19 protein-coding genes and 1 pseudogene are annotated in these 21,836 nt (G+C 62.9%); 15 read left to right on the forward strand and 5 right to left on the reverse strand.

Annotation, left to right across the window (positions count from 1 at the left end):
- The first annotated feature begins 163 nt into the window (after positions 1-163).
- The 7 genes from AC07N6_RS15250 to AC07N6_RS15280 all read left to right on the forward strand — a co-directional run bounded on the left by AC07N6_RS15250 (position 164) and on the right by AC07N6_RS15280 (position 6,882).
- Complete coding sequence (locus AC07N6_RS15250) at positions 164-925, forward strand: sulfite exporter TauE/SafE family protein (RefSeq protein WP_494782314.1); 762 nt, start codon at positions 164-166, stop codon at positions 923-925.
- 323 nt (positions 926-1,248) lie between these two features.
- A complete protein-coding gene (mnmG, locus tag AC07N6_RS15255; RefSeq protein WP_494782313.1) occupies positions 1,249-3,177 on the forward strand; it encodes a tRNA uridine-5-carboxymethylaminomethyl(34) synthesis enzyme MnmG in 1,929 nt (642 codons plus the stop codon).
- Positions 3,178-3,237: 60 nt separating this feature from the next.
- A complete protein-coding gene (gene rsmG, locus AC07N6_RS15260; RefSeq protein WP_494782312.1) occupies positions 3,238-3,900 on the forward strand; it encodes a 16S rRNA (guanine(527)-N(7))-methyltransferase RsmG in 663 nt (220 codons plus the stop codon).
- Positions 3,901-3,947: 47 nt separating this feature from the next.
- A complete protein-coding gene (locus tag AC07N6_RS15265; protein WP_494782424.1) occupies positions 3,948-4,451 on the forward strand; it encodes a lipocalin family protein in 504 nt (167 codons plus the stop codon).
- Positions 4,452-4,530: 79 nt separating this feature from the next.
- A complete protein-coding gene (leuE, locus tag AC07N6_RS15270; protein ID WP_494782311.1) occupies positions 4,531-5,163 on the forward strand; it encodes a leucine efflux protein LeuE in 633 nt (210 codons plus the stop codon).
- Between the two features lie 18 nt (positions 5,164-5,181).
- Complete coding sequence (locus AC07N6_RS15275; protein ID WP_141917938.1) at positions 5,182-5,952, forward strand: ParA family protein; 771 nt, start codon at positions 5,182-5,184, stop codon at positions 5,950-5,952.
- A 15-nt stretch (positions 5,953-5,967) separates the two neighbouring features.
- Positions 5,968-6,882 (forward strand): ParB/RepB/Spo0J family partition protein, encoded by a 915-nt coding sequence (locus AC07N6_RS15280; protein ID WP_494782310.1) that lies wholly within the window; start codon positions 5,968-5,970, stop codon positions 6,880-6,882.
- Positions 6,883-7,165: 283 nt separating this feature from the next.
- Here the strand turns inward: AC07N6_RS15280 and AC07N6_RS15285 are convergent, their stop codons facing one another.
- Both AC07N6_RS15285 and AC07N6_RS15290 read right to left on the reverse strand, forming a co-directional pair.
- Positions 7,166-8,749 carry a glucan biosynthesis protein G gene (locus AC07N6_RS15285; RefSeq protein WP_494782309.1) on the reverse strand — a complete coding sequence of 528 codons (1,584 nt, stop codon included), beginning with the start codon at positions 8,747-8,749 and terminating at the stop codon, positions 7,166-7,168.
- A gap of 96 nt (positions 8,750-8,845) precedes the next feature.
- Positions 8,846-8,968, reverse strand: coding sequence for a hypothetical protein (locus AC07N6_RS15290; RefSeq protein ID WP_494786263.1), 123 nt, complete (start codon positions 8,966-8,968; stop codon positions 8,846-8,848).
- A gap of 74 nt (positions 8,969-9,042) precedes the next feature.
- Here AC07N6_RS15290 and bglX point away from each other — a divergent pair, with 74 nt between their 5' ends.
- Positions 9,043-11,391, forward strand: a complete 2,349-nt coding sequence (bglX, locus tag AC07N6_RS15295) for a beta-glucosidase BglX (RefSeq protein WP_494782308.1) — start codon at positions 9,043-9,045, stop codon at positions 11,389-11,391.
- Between the two features lie 115 nt (positions 11,392-11,506).
- Here bglX and AC07N6_RS15300 read toward each other — a convergent pair whose 3' ends face one another.
- Both AC07N6_RS15300 and AC07N6_RS15305 read right to left on the reverse strand, forming a co-directional pair.
- The gene (locus AC07N6_RS15300) at positions 11,507-12,190 is read right to left on the reverse strand and encodes a hypothetical protein (RefSeq protein WP_494782307.1); all 684 of its coding nucleotides are present in this window, start codon (positions 12,188-12,190) and stop codon (positions 11,507-11,509) included.
- A gap of 73 nt (positions 12,191-12,263) precedes the next feature.
- Positions 12,264-14,123, reverse strand: a complete 1,860-nt coding sequence (locus tag AC07N6_RS15305) for an ABC transporter ATP-binding protein (protein ID WP_494782306.1) — start codon at positions 14,121-14,123, stop codon at positions 12,264-12,266.
- A 582-nt stretch (positions 14,124-14,705) separates the two neighbouring features.
- Here AC07N6_RS15305 and AC07N6_RS15310 point away from each other — a divergent pair.
- From AC07N6_RS15310 to AC07N6_RS15330, 5 genes and pseudogenes are all read left to right on the forward strand, one after another.
- Positions 14,706-15,413: an outer membrane protein gene (locus AC07N6_RS15310; RefSeq protein WP_494782305.1), complete on the forward strand. Its 708-nt coding sequence runs from the start codon at positions 14,706-14,708 to the stop codon at positions 15,411-15,413.
- Between the two features lie 102 nt (positions 15,414-15,515).
- On the forward strand, positions 15,516-17,261 hold the full coding sequence (locus tag AC07N6_RS15315; protein WP_494782304.1) for an ABC transporter ATP-binding protein/permease: 1,746 nt from the start codon (positions 15,516-15,518) through the stop codon (positions 17,259-17,261).
- 157 nt (positions 17,262-17,418) lie between these two features.
- Positions 17,419-18,267 (forward strand): D-amino acid aminotransferase, encoded by an 849-nt coding sequence (locus AC07N6_RS15320; protein ID WP_494782303.1) that lies wholly within the window; start codon positions 17,419-17,421, stop codon positions 18,265-18,267.
- 165 nt (positions 18,268-18,432) lie between these two features.
- Positions 18,433-18,756: an HP0495 family protein gene (locus tag AC07N6_RS15325; protein WP_141917925.1), complete on the forward strand. Its 324-nt coding sequence runs from the start codon at positions 18,433-18,435 to the stop codon at positions 18,754-18,756.
- A 171-nt stretch (positions 18,757-18,927) separates the two neighbouring features.
- Positions 18,928-19,377 (forward strand): annotated as a pseudogene (locus AC07N6_RS15330) (DUF1016 N-terminal domain-containing protein); the annotation flags it as partial.
- Between the two features lie 68 nt (positions 19,378-19,445).
- Here the strand turns inward: AC07N6_RS15330 and gcvA are convergent.
- A complete protein-coding gene (gene gcvA / locus AC07N6_RS15335) occupies positions 19,446-20,366 on the reverse strand; it encodes a transcriptional regulator GcvA (RefSeq protein ID WP_494782302.1) in 921 nt (306 codons plus the stop codon).
- 186 nt (positions 20,367-20,552) lie between these two features.
- On the opposite strand from gcvA, the gene AC07N6_RS15340 reads away from it, so the two are divergent.
- Positions 20,553-20,951, forward strand: a complete 399-nt coding sequence (locus AC07N6_RS15340; protein WP_494782301.1) for a DUF2917 domain-containing protein — start codon at positions 20,553-20,555, stop codon at positions 20,949-20,951.
- Between the two features lie 135 nt (positions 20,952-21,086).
- Positions 21,087-21,809: a lipoyl(octanoyl) transferase LipB gene (lipB, locus tag AC07N6_RS15345; protein WP_494782300.1), complete on the forward strand. Its 723-nt coding sequence runs from the start codon at positions 21,087-21,089 to the stop codon at positions 21,807-21,809.
- Positions 21,810-21,836 lie beyond the last annotated feature (27 nt).

The following is a 21,836-nucleotide window of genomic DNA, read 5'->3' on the forward strand; positions in this document are numbered from 1 at the left end:
CGGGACTTGCCGGATCTGTTGCCAGTATGGAAGCAGGGGGCGGAGTAGAATAGCGCACCCGGCAAATAGGGGCCGGGCTTGTTCCAACAATAATCATCGCGCCAACTCGTTTCGATCGAAAGTCTTTCCATGCAATTTCGTTTTCCCGTGCTGGTGATCCGCCATGGCTGATTACCTGATCCTGTGCGCCGCCGCCTTTGTCGCCGGCTTGATCGATGCGGTCGTCGGCGGGGGCGGCCTGGTGCTGGTGCCGACCTTGTTCTCGGTATTTCCCAATACGCCGCCGGCGACATTGCTTGGCACCAACAAAGTGGCGGGCGTCATGGGAACCAGCGCCGCGGCCATCAATTTCGCCCGCAAGGTCGCGGTACGCTGGAGCACGGTAACGCCGGCGGCGATCGCTGCTTTCGCATTGTCCTTCTTCGGCGCCTATGTGGTCACCCATATTCCGACGGAGATGATCCGCAAGGCCTTGCCCTTCGTCTTGATTGCGGTAGCGATATATACGCTGAAGAAAAAAGACTTCGGGCAGACCCATGCGCCTACCCTGAGCGGCGCCAGGGAAATGGCGTATGCCGCATTGATCGGGGCCGGGGTGGGTTTCTACGACGGCGTTTTTGGGCCGGGTACCGGCAGCTTCCTGGTTTTCCTGTTCGTGCGGGTATTCAGCTATGACTTCCTGTCGGCATCGGCGGTATCCAAGTTCGTCAATATCGCGACCAACCTGGCGGCCCTGTGCTGGTTCGGCTATAGCGGCCATGTGCTCTGGCAGTTGGGCTTGCTGATGGCGGTATTCAATATCGGCGGTTCGCTGGTGGGCACCAGGTTGGCGATGAAGCATGGCAGCGTATTCGTGCGTAAATTGTTCTTGCTGGTGGTAGGGGCGTTGATCTTGAAGAGCGGGTACGATGCCTTCCTGAAGTAAATAAGGGAATGTGTTTTCACTGCGATGTTTCACGTGAAACATCGCACAGGAAATGAAAGAGAAAATCAAACGGAGCTGCGGCTCCGTTTTGTTTTTTAGCATCCGCAGGAATTGTCGTCGCCCAATGTTTCACGTGAAACAGTCCATGCCGGCCAGCTAGCCGACAGATATCCGATAGCTGGTGGATATCGGTAGGACAGGGAATGAGGTAAACCAGCATCACCTCATGCCGATATTCCACTTAATACGATGGCTTGCCGACCCCATCATCCAAAAGACTTTATAATCTCGCCTCTGTTCACACCGTCTCCACGAGGCGCATCATGCTATTCCCCACACAATTTGACGTCATCGTCGTCGGCGGCGGGCACGCCGGCACGGAAGCCGCACTGGCCGCGGCACGCATGGGCCAGAAGACCCTGCTGTTGACGCACAACATCGAAACCCTGGGCCAGATGTCCTGCAACCCGTCCATCGGCGGCATCGGCAAGGGCCACCTGGTCAAGGAAGTTGATGCCATGGGTGGGGCGATGGCGATCGCCACCGACGAAGCCGGCATCCAGTTCCGTATCCTGAACTCGTCCAAGGGCCCGGCCGTGCGCGCTACCCGCGCCCAGGCCGACCGTATCCTGTACAAGCAGGCGATCCGTTCGCGCCTGGAAAACCAGCCCAACCTGTGGTTGTTCCAGCAGGCGGTGGACGACCTGATGATCGAAGGCGACCGCGTGGTCGGCGCCGTGACCCAGGCCGGTATCCGGTTCCAGGGCAGGGCGGTGGTGCTGACCGCCGGTACTTTCCTGGACGGGAAGATCCACGTCGGCCTCAACAACTATGCCGGCGGCCGCGCCGGCGATCCGCCTGCGGTGTCGCTGTCGGCGCGCCTGAAGGAGCTGAAGCTGCCGCAAGGCCGACTGAAGACCGGCACGCCGCCCCGCATCGACGGTCGCAGCATCAACCTGGCGATCCTGGAAGAACAACCGGGCGACCTCGATCCGGTGCCGGTGTTCTCGGTCATGGGCAATGCCGCCATGCACCCGCGCCAGATGCCGTGCTGGATTACCCATACCAACAGCCGCACCCATGACATCATCCGCGGCGGCCTGGACCGCAGCCCGATGTACACCGGCGTGATCGAAGGCGTGGGCCCGCGCTACTGCCCATCCATTGAAGACAAGATCCACCGCTTTGCCGGCAAGGATTCGCACCAGATCTACCTGGAGCCCGAGGGCCTGAGCACCCACGAGTTCTACCCCAACGGCATCTCCACCAGCCTGCCGTTCGACGTGCAGCTGGAACTGGTGCGCTCGATGAAGGGTATGGAAAACGCCCACATCCTGCGTCCCGGCTATGCCATCGAATACGACTACTATGATCCGCGCGGCCTGAAGTCTTCGCTGGAAACCCGCCAGATCGCCGGCCTGTTCTTCGCCGGCCAGATCAACGGCACTACCGGCTACGAAGAAGCCGCCGCCCAGGGCATGCTGGCCGGCCTCAATGCCGCGCTGCAGACCCAAGGCCGCGATGCCTGGACCCCGCGCCGCGATGAAGCCTACCTCGGCGTGCTGGTCGATGACCTGGTCACCCAGGGCGTGCAGGAGCCGTACCGCATGTTCACCAGCCGCGCCGAATATCGCCTGTCGCTGCGCGAAGACAACGCCGACCTGCGCCTGACCGAAATCGGCCGCCGGCTCGGTTGCGTCGGCGACGCCCAATGGGCAGCCTTCGAGAAAAAGCGCGAAGCGGTGGCGCGTGAAATGGAGCGCCTCAAGAGCACCTGGGTCAACCCGCGCATCCTGGCCGCGGCCGAAGCCGAGCGCGTGCTGGGCAAGGCCATCGAGCACGAATACAGCCTGCTCGACCTGCTGCGCCGCCCCAACGTGAGCTATGACAGCCTGATGAGCCTGACCGGCGCCGAAGGCCAGTCGCTGGCCGGCCCCGGCATCGAAGACGGGCCGGTGCGCGAGCAGGTCGAGATCCAGGTCAAGTACGCCGGCTACATCGCCCGCCAGGCCAACGAGATCAGCCGCCAGGACCACAATGAAAACCTGAAGCTGCCGGCCGACCTCGACTACATGGAGGTCAAGGCGCTGTCGATCGAAGTGCGCCAGAAGCTCAACAAGCACAAGCCCGAAACCCTGGGCCAGGCATCCCGCATTTCCGGCGTGACCCCGGCGGCATTGTCGCTGCTGCTGGTGCACCTGAAAAAGGGCGGCCTGAAGCTGGCGCAAGGCGAGACCAACGAAGCGGCCTGACTGAGAACGGCAACGGCGCCTGGCAGGCCAGGACAGCAAGCACAAGAAAACGGAATACGGATGAGCATCGCGGCAGACCAGAACCCATTGACCCAGACCCTGAAGGATGGCGCCGCCGCACTCGGCCTGCACCTGAGCGAGCGCCAGTTGTCGCGCCTGCTGGCCTACCAGGCGCTGCTGGCGAAATGGAACAAGGTCTACAACCTGACCGCGCTGCGCGATCCGGCGCAGATGATGACCCATCATCTGCTGGACTCGCTGGCGGCGGTATCGGCCTTCGCCGGCGCCCGGCGCGTACTGGATGTGGGCGCCGGCGGCGGCTTGCCGGGCATCGTGCTGGCGATCTGGGCGGCCGAGGCCGAGCCGCAGATGCGCATCACCCTGGTCGATACGGTGCAAAAGAAAACCGCCTTCCTGACCCAGGCAAAGGCAGAATTGCAATTGGGCAATGTTTCCGTGGTTCACGCGCGTGTCGAACAGTTGCCTGTTGAGCAACAATATGACGTCATCACCTCGCGCGCCTTCGCCGAACTGAACGATTTCATCGACTGGTCGAACCACCTGTTGCAAGAGGGCGGCAAGTACATCGCCCTCAAGGGCGTCATGCCGCAACAGGAAATCGACCGGCTGCCGCCGGGCTGGAGCGTGGACAAGGTACAAGCCTTGCATGTACCGGGGCTGGATGCCGAACGGCATCTCATCTTTTTGGAAAGAAAGTCCTGATGAAAACCTCCATCGCCAAGGCCGCCGCTGCTGCCATTGCCGTGTTCATGCCGCTGGCCCTCATGGCCGCAGCCGGCGCGCAGGAAGTGAAGACCGTTCCCGCGGTCGACCTCAAGCGCTATGCCGGCAAGTGGTACGAGATCGCCAAGATCCCCAACGACCTCCAGAAAAAATGCGTGTCCGGCGCCACGACCGAATACCGCGCCCGCGACGACGGCGATATCGACGTCACCAGCCGCTGCAAGACTGCCGCTGGCAGCGACGAGCAACAGGGCTTGGCGCGGGTGGTCGGCGGCAGCGGCAACACCAAGTTGCAGGTGAGTTTCATGCCGTCATGGTTGTCGTGGCTGCCGTGGGTCTGGAGCGACTACTGGGTCACGGAACTGGATACGCAATATACGCTGGCCACCGTCGGCAGTCCTTCGCGCGAATCCCTGTGGATATTCGCGCGCACGCCAACCATCAGCGACGAGCAGTATGAGAACGCCGTCAACAACGCCACCAAGCAGGGGTTCGATACCGCGCGCCTGGTGAAGACCCGGCAGCAATAAATCAGCGCCGCCGCGCCCGCGATGGCGGCGCGGCGGCAAGAACGGTAAAAACAGAAAAAACAGCAGAGGGAGAGGCAACATGCAGGCACTGTTTCATGGCATCGGCATCACCGACATCTGGCAACTGGTTGCCGCCACCATGGTGTTCCTGCTGTTGCCCGGCCCCGGCACCTTTTGCGTGCTGACCTGCTCGGCCAAGCATGGCCTGCGCGGCGGCTTCGCGGCCATGGCCGGGCTGATGCTGGGCGACATCGTGCTGATGTTCCTGGCGGCCATCGGCGTGGCGGCGCTGCTGCATGCCAATCCGCTGCTGTTTCGCGGCATGCAGTACCTGGGCGCGGCCTACCTGGCCTACCTCGGACTGCGGCTGTTGTTTGCAAGAGGCGAGGGCGGTGGTACAGTCGTACCCTTTTCCAACGCTGCGGATTTCCGGCGCGGCTTTCTGGTGACGCTGATCAACCCGAAAGCCATCGTGTTTTACATGGCGTTCTTCCCGCTGTTTCTGGACCCCGCCACGCAACAGGGTGCGCTCACTTTCGTCACGATGGGCGCGGTGATCTGCTGCTGCACCGCCTTCTATGGCAGCATCCTGGTCCTGGCCGGCAATGCGGCCGCGCGGCGCCTGGCGCGCAACCGCACCATCGCCACCCTGGCTTCGCGCGCGGCAGGCGTGTTCCTGATCGGTTTCGGCATCAAGCTGACGACACAATAAGCGAGTGATCAAAACAATATGGCTAAAATTTTTTGCGTCGCCAACCAGAAGGGCGGCGTCGGTAAGACCACCACAGCAGTCAACCTCGCCGCCGGCCTGGCGCAACTGGATCAACGGGTATTGCTGGCCGACCTCGACCCGCAGGGCAACGCCACCATGGGCGCCGGCATCAACAAGGCGACGCTGGAAGGCTCGATCTATGAAGTGCTGCTGGGCATGTCCGACATCCGCACGGTGCGCAAGGCGTCGGAGTCCGGCAAGTTCGACGTGCTGCCCGCCAACCGCGAACTGGCCGGCGCCGAAGTCGAAATGGTCGAGCTGGAACAGCGCGAGGCGCGCCTGAAGAACGCCTTCGCCGCCGTGGCCGACGACTACGACTTCATCCTGGTCGACTGCCCGCCGGCGCTGTCGATGTTGACGCTCAACGGCCTGTGCTCGGCGCATGGCGTGATTATCCCGATGCAGTGCGAGTACTACGCGCTGGAAGGCTTGTCCGACCTGGTCAACACCATCAAGAAAGTGCATGCCAAGCTGAACCCGGACCTGAAGGTGATCGGCCTCTTGCGCGTGATGTTCGACCCGCGCATGACGCTGTCGCAGCAGGTTTCCGACCAGCTGGAACAGCACTTCGGCGACAAGGTCTTCAAGACCGTCATCCCGCGCAATGTGCGGCTGGCCGAGGCGCCGTCCTACGGCATCCCGGGCGTCAACTTCGACCCCAACTCCAAGGGTGCGCAAGCCTATATCGCGTTCGGCGCGGAAATGGTCGAGCGCATCAAGACCTTATAAGCAATAGGCAATCCAATGGCAACATCACCGAAAAAATCCAAAGGCCTGGGGCGCGGACTCGACGCGCTGCTGGGCGGCTCGTCCGACATTACCGAAGAAGCCCAGGCGCAAGCCGCGCAGGCCGGCCTGCCCAGCGTGATGGCGGTGACCGAGCTGCAGGCCGGCAAATACCAGCCGCGCAGCCGCATGGACGAAGGCGCGCTCAATGAACTGGCGGCTTCGATCAAGGAACAGGGCTTGCTGCAGCCGATCCTGATCCGCGCCATCGGCCAGAAGAACGGCAAGGATATCTACGAGATCATCGCCGGCGAGCGCCGTTTCCGCGCCGCCAAGATCGCCGGCCTGAGCGAGGTGCCGGTGCTGGTCAAGAATGTCGACGACCAGACCACCGCCGCCATGGCGCTGATCGAAAACATGCAGCGCGAAGACCTCAACCCGCTGGAAGAGGCGCAGGGCATCCACCGCCTGATCACCGACTTCTCGTTCACGCACGAACAGGCGGCGGTGGCTGTGGGCCGCTCGCGCAGCGCGGTATCGAACCTGCTGCGCCTGTTGAACCTGGCCAAGCCGGTGCAGACCATGCTCATGGCCGGCGACATCGACATGGGCCACGCCCGCGCGCTGCTGGTGGTCGACTCGGCCACCCAGATCCAGCTGGCCAACCAGATCGTCGCCAAGCGCATGTCGGTGCGCGACGCCGAAAAGCTGGTCACCCGCGCTTCCGCCGAGCAGGCCGCCAAGCCGCGCGAAGGCAAGGAAAAATCGCGCGACATCGCACGCCTGGAAGAAGAACTGTCCGACCTGCTGGCCACCCAGGTCAGCATCAAGACCGGCGCCAAGAACAAGGGACAACTGGTCATCAGCTTCAACGACCTCGATGCGCTGGATGGCGTGATCACCCGCCTGCGTGGCGAATCGGTGGAGTCCTGATTGGCGATAAGCCGGTCGCAGATCAAGCCGCAATGCCGTCCAGTGCAAACTGGGCGGCATTTTTATTTGGCGCGCATCAAAACCTCGCCGTCATCCTGACGAAAGTCAGGATCCAGTGTCGTGCGCGGTGTCTCTGATGGGCAGCGAACGACACTGGGTCCCGGCATGCGCCGGGACGACGGGAGATGGTTGGCCGCAGTCCCAATGGCATGAAATAAAAAAGCCGCTTCAATCGAAGCGGCTTGAATTAATTATATAAATAATTTTTTGGACAGGCCCGAAATCAGAACGTCCGCTGCACATCCGAACGCGGCGGCAACTGGTAGCTCCAGGTCTCGGTCAGCACCTTGGGGCCGGACAACAGCGCCGCGCGCAGCTCCACCGCCTGCGCCGAATTCCTGACCTTGACCCGCAGCGTCAGGCGCCAGCCGTTGATGGCCGGGTTGGGCTGCAGCGTGGCATCGATCAGTTCGCCGTTGTTGCCGATGCTCACTTGCGGGCTGAGCGGCGCGCCGGCCGGCAGCCTGGCCAGCGCCGGGCCGGTGAAGTCGACCAGCAGGGCGGTGGTGCCGTCGAAGCTGCGGATCAGGTTGGCCTGGGTCAGCTCGCCGTCGGTGTGGAAGGTCTGCTTCACCCAGCCCACTTCATCCTTCAGGATAGCCGCCTCGTCCATGGTCCAGTGGATGCGGTAATCGAACGCCATCGGCACCCCCCTGGCCGGCAATTGCGCCGGCAGCCAGTAGGCTACGATGTTGTCGTTGGTCTCGTCGGCGGTGGGGATTTCCACCAGTTGCACCGCGCCTTTGCCCCAGTCGCCCTTCGGCTCGATCCAGGCGCTCGGCCGCAGGTCGTAGCGGTCTTTCAGGTCCTCGAAGTTGGAGAATTCGCGGCCGCGCTGCAGCAGGCCGAAGCCCTTGGGATTGGTGACTTCGAACGAACTCACTTCCACGTTCTGCGGATCGTTGAGCGGTCGCCACAGCCATTCGCCGGAACCGGTGTGGATCGCCAGGCCGTTGGAGTCATGGATGGCCGGGCGGAAGTTGCGCCTGGACGATTGCTGGTTGGGGCCGAACAGGAACATGCTGGTCAGCGGCGCGATGCCCAGGCGGGCCACCTCGCCGCGCAGGAACACGCGCGCCTGCACATCCAGCACCGCATCCTGGCCGGGCGCAAGGGTGAACTTGTAGGCGCCGGTGGCGCGCGGGGAGTCGAGCAGCGCGTAGAAGGTCAGCTGCTTGTCGCCGCCGGCCGGGCGCTGGATCCAAAATTCGGTGAAGTGCGGGAATTCCTCGCCGCTCATCGTCGCCGTGTCGATCGCCAGGCCGCGCGCGGACAGGCCGTATACCTGCCCCTTGCCGATCACGCGGAAATAGCTCGCGCCCAGCACGCTCATCACCTCGTCTTCCTTGTTGGGGCTGTTGACCGGATAGACCACGCGAAAGCCCGCATATCCCAGGCGCGCGGTGCTCTCCTTGTCGAAATGCAGGTCGCCGAAGTCGAAGCGGTCGGTGCTGTAGCCGATCTCCTGCGTGCGGCCGCCGACAATTTCATGGATCAGCACCGGCGAGTTGAACTGCATGCCCTGGTGGTAGAAGGCCAGCTTGAAGGGCGTCTTCTGGTCGCGCCATTCGAACTTTTCGCTCCTGGGCTGGATCTTCATGTAGTCGGCGAACTGCATGCTGGAAAACACCGGCGGCAGGTTGCTCGCGGGCTTGCGGTAAGGCTGGTCGGCCAGCGCCTTGGCGCGGGCCGTCACCTGTTCCAGCGAAAAGGCCTGGGCCTGGGCCTGCGCAGCCGTTGCCAGCAGGGCGGCAGACAACAGCAAGGCGCCGCGCAAGGGAAGGCGCTTGAACACGTTCAGAATCACTCATTTCTCCATAAAGGCGCGGCGCCGGGCAGCGGGGGAGGCGTCCGGCGCGCGTTAAAACAGAATAATATAGCGAACCGTTCAGGTACCGGCACGTCACAGAGTAAGTAAATAAGCAAGCAAATAAGCAAGCAGGTGCGCAAGAAAATACGCAGGTAAATGCGCACGCAACGCTGCAAGCATCGATCGCGCCAGGGCTTTTGCACCGACGCGCATCATCCGTTTCCAGGCCGCGGCACCTCCCGTATGAGGGGATGCCGTGGCCAAAGTTTTACAAGAAGAGAGGAATTTACGTGTCCATCAAGCTTTCCGCCAGGCCGCCCGTCCACGCGCGCCGCCATCGCCGCATCGCATTGCTGTGCGCGCTGGCCTGTGCCGCCGGCCTTCTGGCGCCGCAGGCGTATGCCCAGGGCAAGCCGGCCTTGCTCGGCGACAAGAGCGCCTTCATCGACGACCTGATGTCGCAGATGACGGTCGATGAAAAGATCGGCCAATTGCGCCTGGTCAGCATCGGCCCCGACATGCCGGCCAACAGGCTGGCCGATGAAATCGCCGCCGGCCGCGTCGGCGGCACCTTCAACTCGGTCACGCGCGCCGACAACCGGCCGCTGCAGGATGGCGCCATGCGCTCGCGCCTGAAGATCCCGATGTTCTTCGCCTACGACGTGATCCACGGCCATCGCACCACCTTCCCGATCGGCCTCGGGCTGGCCTCGAGCTGGGACCTGGACGTGGTCGCCACCGCCATGCGCACCGCCGCCGAAGAAGCCGCCGCCGACGGCATCGACATGACCTTCGCGCCGATGGTCGACATCAGCCGCGATCCGCGCTGGGGCCGCACTTCGGAAGGCTTCGGCGAAGATCCTTACCTGGTGTCGCGCATCGCCGAGGTCTCGGTGCGCGCATTGCAGGGCGAGCAGAAGCCCATCGCCGCTAACCGCCTGATGGCCAGCGTCAAGCACTTCGCGCTGTATGGCGCAGTCGAGGGCGGGCGCGACTACAACGTGGTCAACATGGATGCGCAGCGCATGTACAACGACTACCTGCCGCCGTATCGGGCGGCGGTGGATGCCGGCGCCGGCGCGGTGATGGTGGCGCTTAACTCCATCAATGGCACGCCCGCCACCTCCAACACCTGGCTGTTGCAAGACCTGCTGCGCCGCGAATGGGGCTTCAAGGGGCTGACCGTGAGCGACCACGGCGCCATCACCGAACTGGTGAACCACGGCGTGGCGCGCGACGAGGCCGAAGCGGCGCAACTGTCGATCAAGGCCGGCACCGACATGAGCATGGCCGACCAGGTCTATATCAGCCAGTTGCCGGGCTTGCTCAAGTCGGGCAAGGTGACGCGGCAGGATCTTGACAATGCGGTGCGCGAGATCCTCGGCGCCAAGTACGACATGGGCCTGTTCCAGGACCCCTACCTGCGCATCGGCCAGGCCGCCGGCGATCCGCCCGGCGTCAATGCCGAGAGCCGCCTGCATCGCGCCGCCGCGCGCGCGGTGGCGCAACAGTCCATGGTCTTGCTGGAAAACCGCAATGCCACGCTGCCGCTGAAGAAGGCGGGAACCATCGCGCTGGTCGGCCCGCTGGCCGATTCGCATATCGACATGTTGGGCAGCTGGTCCGGCGCCGGGGTGGACCAGCAGACCGTCACCCTCAGGCAGGGCCTGCAGGATGCGTTGGGCGCCAAGGCCAAACTGCTCTACGCGCGCGGCGCCAACATCACCGAAGACAAGCACATTGTCGATTACCTCAACTTCCTCAACTGGGACGATCCCGAGGTGGTGCAGGACCAGCGCAGCCCGCAAGCCATGATCGCCGAGGCGGTCAAGGCGGCGCGCAATGCCGACGTGGTGGTGGCGGCAGTGGGCGAGTCGCGCGGCATGTCGCACGAGTCGTCTAGCCGCACCCAGCTGACGCTGCCGGAGAACCAGACCGCCTTGCTCAAGGCCTTGAAGGCCACCGGCAAGCCGCTGGTGCTGGTGCTGATGAACGGCCGTCCGCTGGACCTGAACTGGGCGCGTGAAAACGCTTCCGCCATCCTCGAAACCTGGTATACCGGCACCGAAGGCGGCCATGCGATCGCCGACATCTTGTTCGGCGACGTCAACCCCTCGGGCAAGTTGCCGATCACCTTCCCGCGCTCGGTGGGCCAGATCCCCAGCTACTACAACCACGCGCGCCTGGGCCGGCCGTTCACCGAAGGCAAGCCGGGCAACTACACCTCGCAGTACTTCGAAGAACCCAACGGGCCGCTCTACCCATTCGGCTATGGCTTGAGCTACACCGAGTTCAGCCTGTCCGGGGTGAGCATGTCGCAGCCGACGATGAAAGCCGATGGCCGCGTCGATGCCACGGTCACCGTGAAGAACACCGGCCGCCGCGCCGGCGCCACCGTGGTTCAGTTGTACATTCGCGATGTGGCCGCGTCGGTGGTGCGTCCGGTCAAGGAACTCAAGGACTTCCGCAAGGTGCTGCTGCAGCCGGGCGAGCAAAAGGAAGTGCGCTTCACCATCGATGCCAGGGCGCTCAGCTTCTACAACGCCAGGCTGGAACATGTGGCCGAGCCGGGCGAGTTCCAGGTGCAGGTGGGGCTGGATTCGAAGGACGTGAAGACGGCTTCGTTCACCTTGGAATGAAACGTATGTAATGCCGTATCGGCCAAAGAAAAAAGCAGGGCGCGCCATCTAGTGCGTCCTGCTTTTTATTTTCTGCTATTCGTGGTTATCTGGAGAAAGAACCTTTTCGGATCGTCTATATCTCGTCCAACTCACTTCTCATCGCTTGTGCTAGGGCGCTTTTAATTTCAGGAATCTTCGCTTCAGAAGTCGCCGAAAACATTTCTTGGGGAATCGTTAGAGTATCCCGGAATTCAGGTGTACCTATAAAGTCGAGGATTTTTCGCTGTGCTTCCCCTGCTCGCTGAATCTCCTGCAACAGGCACTCAATGAGTCCTATCACTTTTTCACTTGAGATCAACCGGAAAGCATTGAGCTGAGAAAACAACTCTGCTTCTTGTTTCATCAGTTCCATGTCAGCCTGTTGAGCCTTATTGTTAAATTCATGTGTCAGCTCCTCGCTTCGTGTCTTACTTGGCGAGCGATAGTACTCCATCATGATTGGGGCCATCATATCGGCGACAACGTTTAAAGAGCGAGCGTTGTAGTTGTCGAACCGCTCCATGAAAAGAAAGTATTGTTCCTTCTTGCTCTCATATCTGTATTTTCTTTTTTCGATGTCCAGCGAATGCTGTCGTTTCAATTCTTCAAGTGTCCGCGCATGATTGGCTGCGATGGCTTGCTTTTCCATTTCGAGTTTAGTTACGTCTTCATGCAGCGCCCGATTTTTCCCTTTTTCCTTGCTATAGGCATTGAAGTAAGCAATCAGGCAGGGTATCAGCACACCCAACATCAGTATTAGTGCAGTCTGGATAGACATATTCCCCACTTATCTTCGTCAAAATCTATCGCTGTAAGAAATAGCACGCGGCCTGTGATGGCGGACTTTTTCCCTACGCCATCAAGACCGAAGGCTCGCCATCTTCCTCACCCAGGAAGCCGCCGCTCTGGTGCGCCCACAACCGCGCATACAAGCCGTTGGCGGCCAGCAGTTCGCTGTGCGTGCCTTGCTCGGCGATGCGGCCCTGGTCCAGCACGATCAGGCGGTCCATCGCCGCGATGGTCGACAGGCGGTGCGCGATGGCGACCACGGTCTTGCCTTCCATCAGCTTGTACAGGCTGGTCTGGATCGCCGCTTCGACTTCCGAATCGAGCGCGCTGGTGGCCTCGTCCAGCAGCAGGATGGGCGCGTCCTTGAGCATCACGCGGGCGATCGCGATGCGCTGGCGCTGGCCGCCGGAGAGCTTCACGCCGCGTTCGCCCACGTGCGCATCGTAGCCGGTGCGGCCCTTGGCATCGGCCAGCGTGCCGATGAAGTCGTGCGCTTCGGCGCGCCTGGCGGCATGGATCATCTCGGCGTCGCCGGCGTCGGGGCGGCCGTAGAGGATGTTGTCGCGCACCGAGCGATGCAGCAGCGAGGTATCCTGCGTCACCATGCCGATCTGCGCGCGCAGGCTGTCTTGCGTGACATGCGCGATGTCCTGGCCGTCGATCAGGATGCGGCCGCCTTCGATATCGTAAAAGCGCAGCAGCAGGTTGACGATGGTCGACTTGCCGGCGCCGGAGCGGCCCACCAGGCCGATCTTTTCACCCGGGCGGATCACCAGGTCCAGCCGGTCCACCACCGGGCGCGGCGCCGCGCCGCCATAGCTGAAGTCCACCCCTTCAAAGCGCAGTTCGCCCTGTTTCACCAGCAGCGGTTTGGCATCGGGCGCGTCCTTCACGTCATGCGCGCGCGAGAGCGTGTTGATGCCGTCCTGCACCGTGCCCACGTGTTCGAACAGCGCCGCCATTTCCCACATGACCCAGTGCGCGATCCCGTTCAGGCGCAGCGCCATCGCGGTGCCGGCGGCCACCGCGCCGATGCCGACCTTGCCCTGCATCCACAGGTGCAGCGCGATGCCGGTGGTGCCGATGATGAGCACCATGTTCAGGATGTGGTTGACCACTTCGAAGCCGGACACCAGGCGCATCTGGCGGTTCACCGTGAACAGGAACTCGCGCATGGCGCTGCGCGCGTAGCTGGCTTCGCGGCCGGCGTGCGAGAACAGCTTGACGGTCGCGATATTGGTATAGGCATCGGTGATGCGCCCGGTCATCAGAGAACGGGCATCGGCCTGGTTGCGGGCCACCTTGGACAGGCGAGGCACGAAGTAGCGCATGGCGATCGCATAGGCGACCAGCCAGATCAGGAAGGGCACCAGCATCAGCAGGTCGAAGGTGCCGACCACGGCGATCAGCGTGACGAAGTAGATCACGATGAACACCATGATGTCGCCGGTGATCATGCAAAAGTCGCGCACCGCCAACGCGGTTTGCATGACCTTGGTGGCGACCCGGCCGGCGAACTCGTTCTGGTAGAAGCTCATGCTCTGGCTGAGCATCAACCGGTGGAAATTCCAGCGCAGCAGCATCGGGAAATTGCCGGCCAGGGTCTGGTGCTTGCACAGCGTCTGCAGCGCCACCAGCAGCGGGCTGCCGGCCAGCACCAGGCCCAGCCAGAGCAGGTGGCGGCCTTCCTGCGCCCACAGTTGGGACGGCTCGACCTTGGCCAGCCAGTCGACAATGCGGCCCATCATGGCAAACAGCATCGCCTCGAACACGCCAATGATGGCGGTCATCGTGGTCATGGCCGCGATATAGCCGCGCACGCCGCGGGTACAGGACCAGATGAAGCGCATGAAGCCGCGCGGAGGCGGCAGGGGATGGTCTTCGGGATAAGGGTGAACCAGTTTTTCGAACCAGGCGAACATGCAAACTCCACAAAAGCCGGGCCTGCCGTGAGCAGCGTCGCCACGACGCCGACGGTCGATGTGAGCGTGTCGGGCCGGGCAGGCGGGGCGTCGGTTATTCATTTATCGTTGCGCGCGGCCGGGCCGGAACCGTCGGGCCGGCTGGCGCGCGCAGCGTGCTGCTGGGGCGGTGCGGCTTGGCGGCCGCTTATCTTGTTGCCCCGTACTGCGGCGACGTTGTCTTCCTTGTACCTGCGGCCACGGTCTGCGGCCTCAAGGGATGCTGAAGAAAAGATGAAGCCGAATCATCTCATATCGGGCGCCATCGCGTGTGCGCGGGCGCTGAAAACACTTGTCGGAAAAACCGAATGGTCGCGCTGGTGGCGCGTATCCCAGGCTGTTTGCCGGCGTCTGTGTGAATACGTCCCGTGATCCGTGGGGGGCGTTCTCGTTGTCTTGCCATGTGTTGATCGAGCAAATGCGATTTATCGGGAAGTTTGCGGCAACCGGCCGGTGCGCCAGGTTTTGAGGGTTGTTCCGGGCGAATAATTCCAGCCTCCGATTTTTCCCTCAACAAAAAACGAAAGGCAAGCAATGAAACACATGGCACTGGCTGCAATCACGGTCTTTTCCGCGGCAGCGGGCTTGGCCGGCGCCGCCCACGCGCAGGCCAAGCAGGACGATTTTTATGTTTCCGCACGTTTGCAGAATGCACACCAGGAGATCTCGGGGCAGCAGCGTTACAGCCCGCGCACCCTGGATATCACACGCGGCCCATCGGGAACGGACAAGCTTGCCGGCAGCCTGGCGTTGGGCCATCGCCTGCCGGGCGACTGGCGGGTGGAAGCGGAGTATGTGTTTCCCAGCGACGCCAGCTTCGAAACGCAATGGCGCTTCCGCAATCCCGCCACCGGATTTGTGGGCCCTAGCCCCAATGTCATCGAAACCCGTTCGCAGCGGCTGATGCTCAATGCCTACAAGGACTTCCCGCTGAACCAGACGTTCAGCCTGTATGCCGGCCTGGGCCTGGGCCTGTCGCGCATCGACGCCGAGGGTTACCAGGCGGGGATGACGACGCGCCGCTTCGAGCGCAACAGCCGCGACAACCTGGCCTGGAGCGCCACGCTGGGCATGGATTTCCGCCTGAGCCAGCGTTTCACGCTGGGCGCCGGTTATCGCTACGTCGACCTGGGCAAATACCAGACCGGCCGCAACCTGTTCCTCAACAACGCCAGCCGCAGCCGCGATGAGCAGCACCAGGGCCGCCTGAAGGAGCAGAACCTGTTCGTCGAACTGCGCGCCGGTTTCTGATCGGCCATGGTGCACGACAATGTTGTTCTCTTAGCCGGGTTAAGTCTGGCTTAAGTCTGTCACGGCAAGCTGGTCGGCAAGTCCATCGCCAACCAGCTTGTCATGACCAACACTACGCCACCCAGCAACCCCGGCCGCGCCGCCGTCTGGAAACTGATCAAACCGTTCTGGGCTTCCGAGCAGAAATGGAAAGCCTTCGGTCTCTTGTTGGCGATCATCGCCCTGAACCTGGGCATGGTCTACATCAATGTGCGCCTGAACTCCTGGAACCGCGACATGTACGACGTGCTCCAGGCGCACAATTACCCGCAGTTCAAATCGCTGCTGTGGCAGTTCTCCGGCCTGGCCTTCGTCTTCATCGCGGTCGCCATCTACAGCGTCTACCTGACGCAGGCGCTGCAGATCCGCTGGCGCTACTGGATGACCGAGCGCTACATGGACCGCTGGCTGGCGCATCGCGCCTACTACCGCATCGAACAGGGCCAGCAGGGACGCCTCTCCGACAACCCCGACCAGCGTATCGCCGAGGATTTGCGCGCGCTGACTTCCGACACGCTGTCGCTGGTGCTGGGCTTCATCTCCAGCAGCGTCACGCTGCTTTCCTTCGTGCATATCCTGTGGCTGGTGAGCGGGCCGGCTTCCTTCTCCGCGCTGGGCCAGGCATGGAACATCCCCGGTTACATGGTGTGGTTCGCGGTGGCCTACGCGGCGGTCGGCTCGGCCATCGTATGGTGGATCGGCCGGCCGCTGGTCGGCCTGAATTTCAACCAGGAACGCTTCGAGGCGAACTTCCGTTTCGGCCTGATCCGCGTGCGCGAGCATTCGGAAGCGGTTGCCCTGTATCGCGGCGAGGCGCAGGAGCGCGCGCAGCTCACCGCGCGCCTGGATGACATCCGCGGCAACTGGTGGGACATCATGCGCGTGACCAAGAAGCTCAATATCGCGGTCAATTTCTACGGCCAGTTCGCGATCATTTTCCCGATGCTGGTGTCGGCGCCGCGCTATTTCTCCGGCGCCATTTCGCTGGGCGTGCTGATGCAGATCAGCAATGCCTTCGGCCAGGTACAGGATGCGCTGTCGTGGTTCATCAATGCCTTCACCACGCTGGCCAGCTGGAAGGCCAGCATCAACCGCCTGGCCGGCTTCAATGCCGATGTCGAGCGCGCGCAAGGCATGGCGCGCACCATCGAGGTCGAACGCCACACCGGGAGCGCGCTGACCATCGAAGGCCTGCAGCTGTCCTTGCCGGACGGCGGCGTGGTGCTGCGCGGCATGGATGCGCGGCTGGAGTCGGGCGAGCATGTGCTGGTCAGCGGCCCTTCCGGCTGCGGCAAGTCGACGCTGATCCGCGCCATCGCCGATGTCTGGCCGTATGGACGCGGGCGCATCGGCCTGCCCGCCGGCGCGGCGGTGATGTTCCTGCCGCAGCGCAGTTACCTGCCCATCGGCACCTTGCGCGCGGCGCTGTCGTATCCGGCCGCCGAGGGCAGCTTCGACGATGCCACGATCGCGCGTTACCTGGCGCTGTGCCGGCTGCCGCAACTGGTCGGCCGGCTGGACCAGGCCGCCAACTGGAGCCATGCCCTGTCGCCTGGCGAGCAGCAGCGCCTGGCCTTCGTGCGGGTGTTTTTGAACCGGCCGGCGCTGGTGTTCCTGGACGAGGCCAGCAGCGCCATGGATGGCGAAACCGAAGAAGCGCTGTACGCGGCCTTGCCGCGGGAGTTGCCGGGCGTGACGGTGGTTAGCATCGCCCACCGCGAGACGCTGGCGCGCTTCCATTCGCTGCGCTGGAGGTTCGTGCCGATCGGCGAAGGCGAGGGTTGCCGGGTAGAGGTCGCGGCGCTGTAGATATCGCACGTTGGTTGAGAACCTGTACTCGATCTCCACTTCAGGAAATGCAATACCGTTTTTGCATAACCCCGTACACTTGCGTATGCCACAATCTTTGAATGAAGGCGGCGAATCTGCCGCTTTCCCTCATTCCCGCACACTTGGAAAACTCACCATGAACGACCCCATCGTCTATCTCAACGGCGAACTCACGCCCCTGTCCGAAGCCCGCGTTCCGGTGCTGGATCGGGGTTTCATCTTCGGCGACGGCATTTACGAAGTGATCCCGATGTATGGCCGCAAGGCTTTCCGCAGCCAGCAGCACCTGGCGCGCCTGTTCCGCAGCCTGAAGACCATCTCCATACCGAATCCGCATGACGAAGCCGGCTGGTTCGCCCTGATCGAGCGCGTGGTGCAGGCCAATGGGTTGGATGACCAGATGATCTACATCCAGGTCACGCGCGGCGTGGCCAAGCGCGCGCATGCCTTCCCCAAGGAAGTGACGCCGACCGTGCTGATCATGACCAATCCCATGGTGTTGCCGCCGGCCTCCGCGCGTGAAAACGGCGTGGCTTGCGTGACCATGGAAGACCGCCGCTGGCTGAACTGCCAGATCAAGTCGACCTCGCTGCTGGGCAACGTGCTGGCGGCGCAGTTCGCGGCCGAAAACGAAGTGACTGAGGCGATCCAGTTCCGTGACGGTTTCCTGTCCGAGGCATCCTCGTCCAACGTATGGGTGGTCAAGGACGGCAAGATTTCCGCGCCGCCTAAGGACAACCTGATCCTGGAAGGCATCCGTTACGGCTTGATGGAAGAGCTGTGCGCCGGGCAGGGCATTGCGCTGGAAGCGCGCCGCATCCCGCGCGATGAAGTGTTCGCCGCCGATGAACTGTTCCTTTCCTCGGCCAGCAAGGAAGTGCTGCCGGTGGTGACGCTGGACGGCAAGCCCATCGGCAGCGGCAAGCCGGGCCCGGTCTATGCCAAGGTCTACGCCGCTTACCAGGCGGCCAAGGCGCGCCTGTAAGCCGCCGCTTTGGGTTTTTTTGCCTGCATGGGCCGCCAAGTGCGGCCCGTGTGCGTATTAGGGCGTATCGGGCCGTATTGGGCTTGATCGGCTACGTATGGCGTAAAATGCTGGCATTCCCCCTCCCGCAACCCCTCCGCTTGAAGCCGGCCGTTTGAACCCCATATGGGTACATTGAAAACGGAGCGCCAGCGGAACACGCCGAGCCATACTGCCATGACTATCCCTACCGAAGAATCCCTCATCGAATACCCGAGCGACTTCCCGATCAAGGTGGTCGGGATCCTGCACGATGAATTCGCCCAGACCATTGTCGAGCTGGTGGTCGAGCACGACCCCGAATTCCATGCCGGCAAGCTGGAAATGCGGCCGTCCTCGCAGGGCAAGTACCTGTCGCTGACGCTGACCGTGCGCGCCACCAGCCGCGAGCAGCTGGACAACCTGTACCGCGCGCTGTCGTCGCATGAGAAGGTGAAGTTCGTGCTGTAAGCCCTTGCGCGATCGCGTATGAAACCCGGCGTAGCCATCCTGGCGCGCCGGGTTTTTGTTTGAGAGAGGCGCGGGATCGAACTTTGTGGGACTACCTCATAAATCGATATTGCAAGCGCGCCAATGATGGAGCCTGGTTCACTATATGCCGATGTTTTCCGAAGAATCATCATGGCAAAAATCAAGCTCACCAGGTCCCCTGTCTTGCCCGTCGGTTATGCCGGTATCCACGGCGGGATCGTGGAATTGCTCGATACGGCACGTCATGCGGCGGCGCGTAGCGTCAATGCGCTGATGACGGCGAGTTATTGGGAAATCGGCCGTCGCATTGTGGAAGCCGAACAGCAGGGAAGGCGGCGTGCCGGATACGGGGAGCAGTTGATCGCTCGCCTGTCCGGTGACTTGACTGCACGGTTTGGGCGCGGGTTCAGCCGCCAGAACTTGCAGCAAATGCGATCATTCTTCCTGACTTGGCCGATTTGCCAGACACTGTCTGGCAAATCTTCCTCCGTATCGTCAGCAGAGCGATTCTGGCGGCTGGACGAACTGGCGCGAATGTTCACGCTGCCGTGGTCTGCCTACGTCCGGCTACTGTCGGTCAAGGGTGACCACGCCCGTCAAATCGGCTGATGGAGTCTCACGGGGCAATTGCCCCCAAGGCGCGCAGGCGATAACCGTGTATTGCGGTGTTAGCCAGGCCAGTCGCCGCTCTCGCGGAACAGTTTCATTTCCTTGAAGATCCACTTCTTGAACTCGGCCACGGCCGGCTTCTCCAGCCCTTCGGGCAGGTGCACGAAGTAATACGATTCCTCGGCTTTCAGGGCCATGGCGAACAGTCGCACTACCTCGCCGGCGGCGATCTCCTGCGAGGCGATCATGTGCCGGGTCAGTGCCACGCCGCCGCCGTCGGCCGCCGCGCGCAAGGTCAGCGAAGAATCCTCGATCACCAGTCCGCCGCTGGGCTCCGGCAAATCCAGCCCGGCCCGCTGCAGCCACGGCTGCCAGGATTCGCGCTGGTCCATGCGCAGCAGTGTGCATTGCGCGAGGTCGGCGGGTTTGGCGGGCTTCTTGCCGCGCTTGCTGCGGTAGGCGGGGGAGGCCACCGGGTAGTAGTAATCGTCGCTCAGTTTTTCCGATACCACGCCGCTATAGTTGCCGCGGCCGAAGCGCAGGCCGACGTCGACGCCGTCCAGGCGCAAGTCGGACAAATGGCTGCCCGACTGCAGCACCACCTCGATTTCCGGATGGCGGTCGATGAACTTCCACAAGCGCGGCGCCAGCCAGCGCGAGGCGAACGAAGGCGTGCTCGATATCACCAGCCGTTGCTGGCGGTTCAGGCTGCGTAGATGTTCGGCGGCCAGCGCGATCTCGGACAGCGACTTGCGGATGGTGGCGGCGAAGCGCTGGCCGGTTTCGGTCACCGAGATGCGCTTGCCGTGGCGGATGAACAACTGCAGGCCAAGCTCCTCCTCCAGTGCGCGCACCTGGTGGCTGATGGCGCCGGGCGTGACGTGGATCTCTTCGGCGGCGCGCGAAAAGCATTCGTAGCGCGCGGCGGCGTCGAAGGCGCGCAATGCCGCCAGGTTGGGCAGCTTCCTCAAATCGGCCATGCTTGGTTCCTTGTGAATTCCATTCGCAATAACACCGAATATATATCGTTTTGGTTTGTGCGTGAGGCTTCCTACAATGAACTCCAATTCAACGAAATCACCGGAAATACCTCTGAGAGGCCGCGCCATCAAGGCCTGGCGGCTTGCCCCGGGGTTTGTCCTGCGAAACGGGAAAAGGAATGCGCCATGCCAATTTCATTCACAAACCAAACCGCCCCGCTATGCCTTGAAGAAGGGCGCGTCCACGCCGTGCGCCTGCAACATCCGGTACGGGTGAGGGTGCGTTGCGGGTTGGTCTGGCTGACGGTGGAAGAGGGCGGCGCCGACGTGTGGCTCAGTCCCGGCCGCGACTTCGATTTCCACGGTCGCGGGCTGGCGGTGTTTGAAGCCGTCAAGGGGCGCGCCGAATTCGACATCCTGCCGCTGCCCGGCCCGCTGGCGCGCGCCGCCCGGATGGTCCGCAACTGGTTGGTCCGCAAGCAGCCGGCGACCAGGCCGGCCGCCGCCGACTGCTGCGCGGCGGGGGAGCAGGGCGCGCCACGCATCAGCCACCTGTTGCCGCGCGGACTGATCCGCTGGTTCTGAGCGGATAACGGGAAGCCTGGCCGGTCGCCTTTTTCCAACGCTTTCCGCCAACAAATATTGCTCATGATGCAATATTGGCCGTCAAAACCCATGCCGCGCCGACGGGCCAGAGCGAAGTTCGCTAAACTGGCTGCCATGCAGACAGCAACACACACCGTCGGCGCGCAGCAAGCTGCTGCTTCGCCCGCCATCCTGGCCAGCCCCGGCCTGCCGCAGATCGTGCGGCGCGGCGCCGAGCCCTACGAGGCCAGCTTCGCCGCCATGCGCGCCTACACCGACGCGCGCACCGCCGAGACGCCCGACCAGCTCTGGATCGTCGAGCATCCCCCGGTCTACACGCTGGGCCTGGGCGCCGACCGTTCCCACGTATTGAATCCTCACGACATCCCGGTGGTGCAGACCGACCGCGGCGGCGAAGTCACCTTCCACGGCCCCGGCCAGGCGGTGATCTACCTGCTGATGGACCTGCGCCGCCACCGCGCCGGGGCCCGGCTGTTCGCGCGCGAGTTCGTGCACAACATCGAGCAGGCGGTGATCGACACGCTGGCGGCGTATAATCTGGCCGGTGAACGCAAGCAGGGCGCGCCGGGCATCTATGCCGCCGACGGGGCGTGGCAGGGCGCCAAGGTGGCCGCATTGGGCTTGAAGATCCGCGGCAACGGCTGCACTTACCACGGGGTATCGCTCAACGTCGACATGGATCTGACGCCGTTTTCCTGGATCAATCCCTGCGGCTACGAAGGCCTGGCCACGGTCGACATGAAGACCCTGGGCGCCGCCGCTGCCCGCCTGGCCGACGTCCAGGCGCTGCTTGCCGAGAAACTGATCGCCCGCTTCACGGGCATAGAAGGGCGCTGAGGCACACGCCGGGCGCCGGAAATACCG

Source organism: Herbaspirillum sp. GW821-FHT09A12 (assembly GCF_059418325.1).